The organism is Mesorhizobium sp. WSM4809, assembly GCF_055811655.1.
In genome coordinates, this window is the sequence record NZ_JBVVQW010000039.1 from 1 (window position 1) to 11,098 (window position 11,098).

The 11,098-nt window shown below is 57.7% G+C and carries 6 protein-coding genes and 2 pseudogenes; 7 read left to right on the forward strand and 1 reads right to left on the reverse strand.

Features of this window, described 5'->3' with window-relative positions; genetic code table 11:
• From AC0L24_RS33465 to AC0L24_RS33480, 4 genes and pseudogenes are all read left to right on the forward strand, one after another.
• The coding region (locus AC0L24_RS33465; RefSeq protein WP_473565023.1) for an ABC transporter substrate-binding protein at positions 1-1,002 on the forward strand (1,002 nt) is incomplete at its 5' end.
• A gap of 104 nt (positions 1,003-1,106) precedes the next feature.
• Positions 1,107-2,393, forward strand: a complete 1,287-nt coding sequence (locus tag AC0L24_RS33470) for a serine hydrolase domain-containing protein (protein ID WP_473565024.1) — start codon at positions 1,107-1,109, stop codon at positions 2,391-2,393.
• Positions 2,394-2,657: 264 nt separating this feature from the next.
• Positions 2,658-4,415, forward strand: coding sequence for a gamma-glutamyltransferase family protein (locus AC0L24_RS33475; protein ID WP_473565028.1), 1,758 nt, complete (start codon positions 2,658-2,660; stop codon positions 4,413-4,415).
• 14 nt (positions 4,416-4,429) lie between these two features.
• Positions 4,430-4,924: pseudogene (locus AC0L24_RS33480) on the forward strand (Mu transposase domain-containing protein); the annotation flags it as partial.
• 357 nt (positions 4,925-5,281) lie between these two features.
• Here the strand turns inward: AC0L24_RS33480 and AC0L24_RS33485 are convergent.
• Entirely contained in the window at positions 5,282-5,794 is a 513-nt protein-coding gene (locus AC0L24_RS33485; RefSeq protein WP_473565025.1) for an Lrp/AsnC family transcriptional regulator, read from the reverse strand.
• Positions 5,795-6,618: 824 nt separating this feature from the next.
• Here AC0L24_RS33485 and AC0L24_RS33490 point away from each other — a divergent pair.
• The 3 genes and pseudogenes from AC0L24_RS33490 to AC0L24_RS33500 all read left to right on the forward strand — a co-directional run.
• A pseudogene (locus AC0L24_RS33490) lies at positions 6,619-7,191 on the forward strand (transposase).
• Between the two features lie 407 nt (positions 7,192-7,598).
• On the forward strand, positions 7,599-10,073 hold the full coding sequence (locus AC0L24_RS33495; RefSeq protein ID WP_473565026.1) for a GcvT family protein: 2,475 nt from the start codon (positions 7,599-7,601) through the stop codon (positions 10,071-10,073).
• A gap of 348 nt (positions 10,074-10,421) precedes the next feature.
• Positions 10,422-11,098 (forward strand): IS256 family transposase (locus AC0L24_RS33500; RefSeq protein ID WP_473565027.1); only part of this gene is annotated, 677 nt, incomplete at its 3' end.

Below are 11,098 nucleotides of genomic sequence, written 5' to 3' on the forward strand. Positions count from 1 at the left end.
CTTGCAAAGCCCGGCGCAAGCTTCACCTATGATCGCAATGAGAGATACATACCGCGCAAGGAGCCGCCCAGCGGATTCGCCGGTGGGAAGATCGTCAACGTCGATCGTGTCGTCTGGGAGAATATCAGTGACCAGCAGACGGCTCTTGCGGCCCTGCAAGCGGATGAGATCGATTTCGTTGAGCAGCCGCCGGCCGATCTTTACCCGGCAATAGAGAGCGACCCGAACCTTACACTCAAGGTGTTGAATAAAACAGGCTCAGTCCTGCATCTGCGAATGAACTGTCTGCAGAAGCCCTTCGATAGCGTAAAGGCGCGCCAGGCGATGCTTCACCTCATCGATCAGCAGGCGTTTATGCGGGCCGCGTTCGGTGACCCGAAATACTTCCACACTCTTACGTCAATCTTTGGAAAGGGTACACCCTATTCAAACGACGAGAATACGGGATGGTTCAAGAAGGGCGGCGAGCCGGAAAAGGCTAGGCAACTCTTCAGCGAGGCCGGATATGCCGGCGAGAAGGTCGTCATCCTCCAGCCTACCGACTGGGCGGAGGCGAGCAATGCCTCACTACTTCTTGCGGCCACGCTGCGCGACATTGGAGTCAATGCCGAGCTTGCACCGAGCGACTGGGGTGGAGTTGTCGCGCGCCGGGCGAAAAAGGGTCCCATCGAGGACGGCGGCTGGAGCATCTTCATCACGTCAGAATCTGTTTTCTCCCGCACCGACCCGACTGGCAACCCTGCTCTGCTCGCGAATGGCGACAGGGGCTGGTACGGCTGGCCGAAGAGCGACGAGTATGAGGCTCTTCGGGCCAAGTGGGCAGATGTCGAAATGCTTGACGAGCGCAAGGATCTGGCCCGCCAGATGCAACGAGTATGGTGGGATTTCGTTGGCGACGTTCTGCTCGGTCAATTTATCGCACCAATAGCCTGCCGCAAGACGCTGATCGGCCTGGTCGAGATGCCGGGGCGTATCCCGATGTGGAGCATGCGGAAGGCCTGACGGCACAATGGTCGCTTACATTCGTTCCCAGGATCGGCCGGGCCTCGGACGAAACGCCTGCACCAGCCATCTCAGGGCACTTCGAAAAGCTTTGGAGCAAGCTTATGACTGAACTTGAACAGCGTTCGCCTCTCGGCAACGTGGAGGAAGCCACACTCGAATTCGCGGGGCAGCGCTACCTCGACGGCCGCGCATCCGATCCGCGCGAAATGGGCTGGATGCGCGGTGCGCCGCCGCCCGAGGACAAGCGCATCACGTTCGCCAGCGATACTTCGTTCGATTTCCCGCAGAACCGCTGGTCGTTGTCGCACGTGCGTGAGCTCGCGGCGACGGTGAACGTATGGCGCGGGCCGGGCACCCCTTCGCACTTCGAGCGCAGTGACAAGTGCGCCGAGATTGACGCGCTTACCTTCGCAGACATGGATGGCCGCAACCGCCGCTTTGACGAGGCGCTGTTCGATACCTACACCGACGGCATTGTGGTGCTGCATCGCGGGCGCATCGTGTACGAGCGCTATTTCGGCGCGCTCCAGCCGCACCTGCCGCACTTGTGCTACTCCGTCACGAAATCCTACGCGGGCACCCTCGCAGCGGCATTCGTGTACGAAGGCGTGCTCGACGAGTCGAAGATGATCTCCCATTACCTGCCCGAATTGCGAGGCACCGGGTGGGAGGACGCCACGCTGCGACAGGTAATGGACATGCAGACGGGTCTAGCATACACTGAAGAACATGGCCCCGTCGGGTGTTCAAGCGACGTCTGGGCGTACAGGGTGGCCAGCGGACGGCGGCCGCGGCCGGTTGGTTATGACGGTCCCAGAACCTCATGTGACTATCTGCGCACTGTGCAAAAGCAAGGCGCCCACGGCGGCGAATTCGCGTATAAGACGGTGAACACGGAAGTGATGGGCTGGGTGATGGCGCGCGTGACCGGCCGTTCTTTCGCGCAGTTGCTGCACGAGCGCCTTTGGGCGCCGCTCGGCTGCGAGGAGGACGGTTATATCCTCGTGGATCCAGTTGGCATGCCGGCTGCCGGTGGCGGCCTGAGCGCGACCTTGCGCGACCTCGCTCGCTTTGGCGAGATGATCCGGCGCGAAGGGGAGTGGAACGGCAAACAGGTGATTCCCGCCTTCGTCGTCCGCGACATTCAAGAAGGCGATCATCCGGCCAAGCTCCCCGACGGCTACTCGTACCGTAGCCAATGGTGGGTGCCGCATAACGAATTGGGGGCCATCGAAGCACGTGGCCTATACGGTCAGCGTATATATGTTGCGCCCAAGGCGGAGATGGTAATCGCGCGCTTCGCATCGCACCCGCTAGGGCCAGCAGAATACAATGACGTGATCAGCGTGCCGCAGATGCTGGCGCTCGGGCAGATGATGCTGGGATGATCGACACGACGCAGCCTGAAATTCGAGGGCGTCTCCATTGAGTGGCGCCGTCGCGGAAGAGCTCGGCCATGAGAAGATGATCGGAACGGCGTAATGTGCGCGATCTTGAGAATGTTCGAGCGACGGATATCTGTTGGATGACCTTATTATGACGCGGTTGAGCTTTCTAGTTTGCGCGTGCGTAAACGGTCGTCATTCCAAAAACCAACAAGCCGACGCCAGCCGACTCGAGCGGCTGTTTGGAGCCTGAAGATGCCATCGTCGATGTCCATCGGCTCCGGTGATTCGTACGTTGGATTCAGCCAGGCGAGCACATTCAAAGCTTGGCGGCCGGCGATTTCAGCTCGGCGGCACGCGATCTCCAGCGGGCACTACCTCGCTTCACACGCTGGATTTGAGATCTTGCAGGCAGGGGGCAACGCAATTGATGCGGGTGTGGCCGCAGGCCTCGTCTTGGGGGTTGTACACAGTGATCAGGTGAACGTAGCTGGCGTGGCGCCTATGATCATTTGGATCGCAGATAGAGGCGAACTCGTGTCAATCGACGGCGTGGGTTGCTGGCCCGCTGGGGTGAGCTGTGACCTGTTCCTACGCGAGCATGGTGGCCAAGTGCCGGAGGGCCTCTTACGGACTGTGATTCCCGCGGCGCCAGCCGCGTGGATTGAAGCCCTCACAAGGTACGGAACGATGTCATTTGGCGAGGTCGCGAGCTTCGCCGTAGGCTTCGCGCGAGAGGGCTTCGTCATGTATCCCTTCTTGGCTGAGCAGCTTCAGCTCGCGGCGTATAAGAATGCCCGCTGGCCGTCCAACAGAGAAATTTATCTCCCACAAGGAAAGAGCCCGACTGTTGGAGATATCTTCATCCAAAGCGATCTCGCAAGAAGTCTGCAATACATGATCGACGAAGAAGCTGCCGCGATCGGCCGCGGCGGCTGCCGGATCAGCGGCCTGCAGGCGGCGCGAGATGCTTTTTACCGCGGCGACCTGATGCGCGCGATCACGAACTTTCATGCGGAAAATGGAGGGCTACTCACAGAGCATGACATGGCGACGTACCGCGTCAAATTGGCGCCGACCGTGTCGACCAGGTTCGGCGATCTTGATGTGCATTCGTGCGGATTCTGGAGCCAAGGTCCAGCCTTACTGCAAACGCTCAATATCCTGGCGGGCTTAGATCTCAAAGCCTTCGGACACAATAAGGTCGAGTACATTCACGTCGTCGTCGAAGCACTCAAGCTTGTGTTTGCCGATCGCGAAGCTTTCTACGGCGATCCTGACGTAATCCATGTGCCGGCCGATATGCTGCTGTCGCCGTCCTATGCCGAGATGCGTCGAACGATGATCCAAAAGGACAGGGCATGGCCAGAGCTTCCGCCCGCCGGAAACAATGTCAGGAGCTCGGCTGTTACGAACGATGAGAGCGAGGCCGGGCCATTCGATACGTCGTATGTCGCCGTTGTCGACAGACAGGGAAACGCAATTTCCATTTGCCCAAGCGACACTTGTAGCGATACCATTATAATTCCTGGAACTGGTCTGGCTCCTTCCTCGCGCGGCTCGCAATCCTGGGCCGATCCGAAACATCCATCCGCCGTCGCGCCGGGCAAACGCCCGAGGCTCACACCGAACCCAGCAATGGTGTTTCGTCAGGGGAAGATGACGATGCCCATTGGCAGCCCGGGTGGAGACAGCCAGATCCAGGCGGTGCTACAGGTACTGCTCAATATGTCGGTATTCGGAATGGATCCTCAGACGGCTGTGGAGGAGCCGCGATTCGTCACCTATAGTCACCCTGATTCGTTCGCACCGCACGCTGCATTTCCTGGCCGACTGTGCCTAGAAGGGCGGTTCTCGAAGGCGACAGCCGATGCGCTGTCAGAACTCGGTCATAAAGTCGTTCTGTGGCCAGACCGTTTGTGGCGCGCTGGCGGCGTGTGTCTCGTTCGCCATGATCGCAATAGTGGTGTCCTGGAATGCGGCGCCGACCCGCGACGGGCGGCTGCCTACGCCCTCGGTTGGTGACTGCGGCTGCTTGATACCATTCGCTCGCTACTGGCCTGGCCCGGCACGTTGGCTTCCAACCCTGCCGGCCGTGTCGCGCCAAGACGAAGGGCAAGGGTCGAGCGACCATTCCGCTATCTCTCCGAGGACTTCTTGCTGGCCCCGCAGCTTCCGCAATCTCGACGACGTGCACGAGCTTGCAAGATTGGCTCGACACCGTCGCCAATGTTCGCCTGTACGGCACCACGCAGCGCATCGTCTGCGGGGCCTTCGCGGTGGAGCAGCCGGAACTTCAATCTCTCCCGGCAGTTCCCTTCGACGCGCTTCTCAAGCTGGAGCGTCGCGTCAGCCATGACGCTGTCGTCTCGATCGGTGGCAATTACCACATCGTTCCCGATCGCACGCGGCGGGTTGCAGAGGTTCACCAGCTTGCTGACTGCATCCGCATCCTGGACGAAGGCTGACTGGGCGCCAGCCATCCGGTGATCGAGGGACGCCGCCAGTATCGGATCCATCCTGCTCATCGCCAGGGGGGCAGCGGTGGCATTCCAGGCCGTCGCAATAGACTTCGCCGCTTACGCGCCTCCAGCACCGGCCAGTCGATCGTGCGGGTCGGACGCGTGCTTCATGTTGAGGATCTGATCAAGGCGGGCGCGGAAAAGATCCTTTTCTCCCGTCTCTCGCCTCAGCAGCTTCCGAATCTTCATCGTCGAGTTGATACACCTTGAGTGACGAGCCGGTGGCCTTTCGTGCGCTCGACGCTGCAATCATCAGCGAGTTGAACTGGCCCTCGGAACGTATGGCATTCCACGATAGGCGAGGATCCGGTCAAAGTCGTCGCAGATACAACCACAGCTCGCGGATAATCGCTCTATCGCTCCTCTGCTTTAGCGGCGGTCGATTCGCTCGCCCCAGGCTGGGTTATGATCTTCAGTTGAAATCTCGATTGGGACTGCAAATCCAGCCTTCACACGGTCCATAACAACCATGGTTTTCACGCCCTTAATGTCCGGATTTTCATAAAAAAACCGACGCGTAAATTGTTCATAGTCTTCCATGCTGTTCGATGTAATGTAGAGTACAAAGTCGGCATCCCCGGTAACATAAAATCCATTGACAACTTCTGTCGACGATCTTATCGCTTTTTTAAACCTATCGATTATATCTGAACGCTCCCGCTCCAGAGTAACTAGTACTAACATCCCGATTGGCCTTCCCACCATCTTCGGTGAAACGATCGAAACATCGGCCTCGATAATACCTTCAGACCGAAGTCTTTTCAGGCGCCTCTGACAAGCGGTCGCCGAAAGTCCAACCTTTTCGCCAAGGACGTCGGACGTTACGCGGTTGTTCTTTTGCACAATCTCGAGGATATGGGCGTCTATTCGATCGTAGCGCATGTCACCTCTCGGTATTTGGTTACATTTCTTTTGGCAGTGCGCAGAAAATCGTCTGCGAAGGCAGAATGTCGGTAGATTGTGCATGTCAAATCACTATCTTTAAAACTCGCAGAGGGCAACCTGGGGCCGACTTGCTTCATCATTGACCATCTCCCAACGATGGAGCATTTCGACGACCTTTGCATATTGTGAACTGCGCAAATTCGGCTGCCACTCCGATAGAAGAAAGTATCTTCGTGTCCGTCAGCGACGGCCGAAAATGGCTCCGGAAAAGCGCTGGCGCCACCTCTGGCCCTTCCGGCCTTGATCTCACCTCCCAATCACCGGGCACAAGTGTGCAAAAAAGGTGCCCGCATATCGTATTTGTGCGCTGGCCGTCGCCAGCGTGCTAGGTCGTGAACCCATAAAATGGGTAGAATCAAGATCGGTGGTTAGTTCAATGCGCGCGGAAAAGTTGGGCATCTTCACCATCGGCCCAGCGACCTGTCGGGGTGTCTGTGCGTAGATTGAAGACGGCCGACAATTTGCCACCAAGGAATAATCCTACAACGATCCCCAATGGATTCCACCTGATTGAAACGGACATTGAAAGCAGCAACGACCGCCGTCCTGCTCTCCCATGTCGAGAAGATAGAAAAACGCGGTTTCATCATCCCTCTCGAATACAGACCTCCAAACCGTACCGTTTCGTCAGTCGCACTCTCGCGCAGATGTCGATCATAGCCTCCTCAATGCGAACTTGACCAGCGCAGCCAATCTTCGCAAGTGGGGTATTTTCCGACCGGAGGCTTTCAAATTTCGCTGCGTTATGATTCACGCTCAACATGAGCCGATATGATCTGACGGACTTCGAATGGCGTGTGATCGAACCGCTGCTACCCAACAAGTCGCGAGGCGTGCCGCGCGTCGATTATCGCCGCATGTTGAACGGCATCTACTGGGTGTTGCGATCGGGCGCGCCGTGGCGGGAGCTGCCCGACCGCTATGATGGACGCCATCACCGCCGTGCACGACAGGGGCATCCAGATGATCGACAGCACCTCCGTTCGCGCCCACCAACAGGCCGCGACGGCAAAAAGGGGGGGCAGATCACTGTCTCGGTCGATCTCGCGGCGGGCTCACGACCAAGATCGACGTTGTCGTCGACGCGCAGGGCCTCCCGATCCGGCTCGGCTGACGGCGGGCCAAGCGCACGACGGGCAGATCGCCGCCACGCTCCTCTCCCGTCTCGGCCCGCGCACCACCGAGAGCGCAACCTGATCAAACGCTTCTTCTCCAAGCTGAAGCACTTCCGCCGCATCGCAACCCGCTACGACAAGCTCGCTGCCAACTTCCCCGCCATGGTTCAGCTCGCCTCAATGCGGCTGTGGCTGCGCGCTAATGAGTCTACAGCGTGATAGGCACGTTCGCTGCACGCGCATCACGCGTTAAAAGATGAACACAAGACCTCGGCCCCGTCGAAACTGAGAAAGCCCCCGTGTCTGAACATTCGTACGCGCGCGAACATGCGCCGTTCAACAGGCCGCGGCGGCAACCATGCCAAAGCAGAGGCTCATGCTCGTTTGACGCCGACGCTGTGATTTGGTCACAACTTAGGGTGCCATAACAGCTTCGAATAAAGACGCCCAGAAGAAAAAGTAGCGCGCAGGAATCCTGCATTTTGGTAAATATTCCGAAGGAAGTGTTCATGCTGCGGTTGAATGACGATGATCGCTGCCGATCGGTTTTCGCTAAGCTGAGTGGCTAGCTCAGGGGGGCTTTCCAGCCCCAGAAAAACGACGACCCAGGCCGCGTAAGGAGCAATATGATCACGAACACGACCGTTCGCCCTCGTGAAACGCCCACACGGGCGTATGAGGTTGTAATCATCGGAGGGGGCATTGCGGGGACGAGCGTTGCCTATCATCTCACCAAATTAGGAAAGCGGGACGTTGTAATCCTCGAGCGAAATCAGCTGACATCAGGAACAACGTGGCACGCGGCGGGGCTGATTATGCAAACGCGCGGTACGCATTCGTTGACCCAGCTCGCTAAATATAATGCAGAGCTTTATGCGTCTCTTGAAGCGGAAACAGGTCAGGCAACCGGCTTCAAACAGAATGGCACGCTAGGGGTCGCACGCACGAAAGAACGACTCCACGAGATAGCGCGCAACGCTTCGATTGCGAAGAGCTTTGGTCTGGAAGCCCACATGATATCGCCTCGTCAGGCCAAGGAACTTTATCCGGCAATCGACTCCTCGATCATCCAGGGTGCAGTGTTCATCCCAAACGATGGGCAAACCAACCCAGTTGACACCTGCCTGTCCCTGGCGGCGGGAGCCAAGCAGAACGGGGCGAAGATCTTCGAGAATGCTGAGGTTGTTGATCTTTGGCGCAGTTCTAACGGAACTTACCAAGTTCGCACCATAACGGATGTTATCGAAACAGAAATCTTAGTGTTAGCTTGCGGCCTTTGGACAGGAGAGCTAGCGGCAAAACTGGGTGCACGTATCCCCCTCCACGCCGCTGAACACTTTTATGTCGTAACAGAGCCCATGGACTTCATAAAACCGACACTGCCGGTTTTGCGCGACACTGATGGCCACGTATACCTGAAGGAGGATACAGGTAAACTGCTAGTCGGTGCCTTCGAGCCTTGGGGCAAGGCGCTGCCTATGGAGCGGCTCCCGAAGCAGACGGCCTTTCTAGAGCTTTGGGAAGACTGGGATCATTTCGAGTTGCCGATGACGAAGGCTGTCGAGATTGTACCTGCACTGGGAAGTGCGGGCATTGCGAAGTTCTTCAATGGCCCGGAAAGCTTTACGCCGGACTTGCTTTTCATGATTGGACAGGTCCCGGGAATGAAAAATCTCTTCGTCTCGACAGGTTACAACTCCGAAGGAATCGAATTTGGTGCGGGGGCGGGACGAGCCCTGGCCGAATGGATCGTAGCGGGTGCGCCGCAGACGGACATCAGCTTTGTCGATGTTGCCCGTTTCCATCCATTCCAGATTAACAAGCGATACCTGAAAGATCGGACTCCCGAAGTACTAGGTCTGCACTATAAGATGCATTGGCCAAGTCGTCAGCCAGAGACCTCCCGAGGAGTGAGGAAGAGCGCGCTTCACGACAGGTGGGCGAAACTAGGAGCCAGCTTCGGTGAAGGCATGGGCTGGGAACGCCCTATGTGGTTTGCGGGTGAAGGCGAGTCAACCGAGAATTTGTACTCTTATGAAGAACCGAGTTGGTTTAAATACACGGCGCAAGAATGCCACGCAGCACGCCGGGCTGCGATACTTCTTGATCAGAGTTCTTTTGGCAAACATCTTGTTCAGGGGCGTGACGCCTGCCGTTTTCTGCAATGGCTGTGCGCAGGCAATGTCGACGTGCCGGTTGGGAAGCTAGTGTACACACATATGCTAAATGAGACTGGAGGAATCGAAGCAGACATTACAGTAAACCGCCTCTCCTGCAAAGAGTTCTTAATCATCTCATCTGCAACGGTACATCCGCGTGACAAAGCTTGGATTACTAAGCACATCACCGATGAATGGAATGTTACACTGACGGATATGACTTCGGCATTCGCGGTGCTTTCGTTGCAAGGCCCTAAGTCTCGGGATATTCTGTCCGAAGTTACTGATGCAGATTTGTCCAACGAAGCGTTTCCGTTTGCAACCAGCCAGGAAATTGATGTCGGCTACGCTCGCGTAATAGCGAATCGGCTAACATACATTGGAGAGCTTGGCTGGGAACTGCATATCCCAACTGAAATGGCACAGCACGTATTCGACCGGGTTTTGGAAGCTGGCCTCAGACATAACTTAAGGCCAGCGGGTTATCACGCACTTGAACATCTGCGGTCCGAGCGTGCCTACCGCGAATATCAGTTGGATCTAACGCCAACTGATACACTGCTCGAAGCAGGGCTCGGCTTTACGATCGATTGGACAAAGGAAACGGACTTCATCGGTAAGAACGCAGTTGCGGCACAGAAAGCTTCAATGCCTCTCAAGAAGCGCCTGGTCTCATTCAAGCTGCGTGATCCGAAGCCAGTGCTGTTCCACGAAGAACTTATTCGCCGCGATGGAGAGATCGTGGGCTACATTTCGTCGGGCGTTAAAAGCTTCACGTTAGGTACGTCAATCGGTCTCGGGTATGTGAACAGCCCCACAGGCGTGACTAAAGAATTGGTTGAGAACAGTCATTGGCAAGTCGAGATTGCAGGTGAACTTTACGACGCCGACGCTTCGTTGCAGGCATTCTTTGATCCAAAGGGAGAACGTGCGAGGGGATGAGTGGCAACGAACTTCGTGTGGTAGTGAGTACTGCGCACGCCTTCATCGCCACGGCACAGGACGGATGACCCACCTTGGACTGACGAATTGGACGCGTATTTTGCCTGCTGCCGGATTTTTCGAACATCAGGTTAAGCTAGCATAGCTCGCTTCGAACTCGACGGGTCCGAGATGGCCTAGCGTCGAGTGCGGTCGTGTCCCCACAGGTGGTGTAGCTCGGCGGTAGTGAAGCCGTTCGCGAGCGCGCCCTCGATAGCGCTGTAGCGAGCGAGCGGCTTTGCGGTGGTCATCGGCGCTTTCCGGTAGGGTTTGGTTGTTGACGCCAACCCATTTTCGGAAGGACCACCGATGACCGACGACATGATGAACCTGCGCACGCTTGTGGAGAAGACCCCGGATGCCGATCTCCTGCGCGAGATGATCGGCTTTGCCGCCGAGCGGCTGATGGAAATGGAGGTTGGGGCCGCCACCGGCGCCGCCTATGGCGAGAAGAACCCGTTGCGGCTCGCTCAACGCAACGGTTACCGCGAGCGGGATTGGGAGACGCGGGCCGGCACGGTCGAGCTGCGTATCCCCAAGCTTAGGAAGGGCTCCTACTTTCCGGGCTTCCTCGAACCGCGCCGCATGGCCGAGAAGGCGCTGACCGCCGTCATCCAGGAGGCCTACGTCCAGGGTATATCGACCCGCTCGGTCGACGACCTGGTCAAGGCCATGGGGATGAGCGGCATCTCCAAGAGCCAAGTCAGCCGGCTGTGCGAGGAGATCGACGGCAAGGTCAAGGCGTTCCTTGAAAGGCCGATCGAGGGCGACTGGCCCTATCTGTGGATCGATGCCACCTATCTGAAGGTGCGCCGCGGTGGGCGGATCGTCTCGGTCGCTGTTATCATCGCCGTCGGCGTCAACGCGGACGGCCGGCGCGAGGTGCTGGGCATGGAGATCGGCACGTCAGAGGCCGAGCCGATCTGGACGGAGTTCCTGCGCAAGCTGACCCGTCGCGGCCTGCGCGGCGTCAAGCTCGTCGTCTC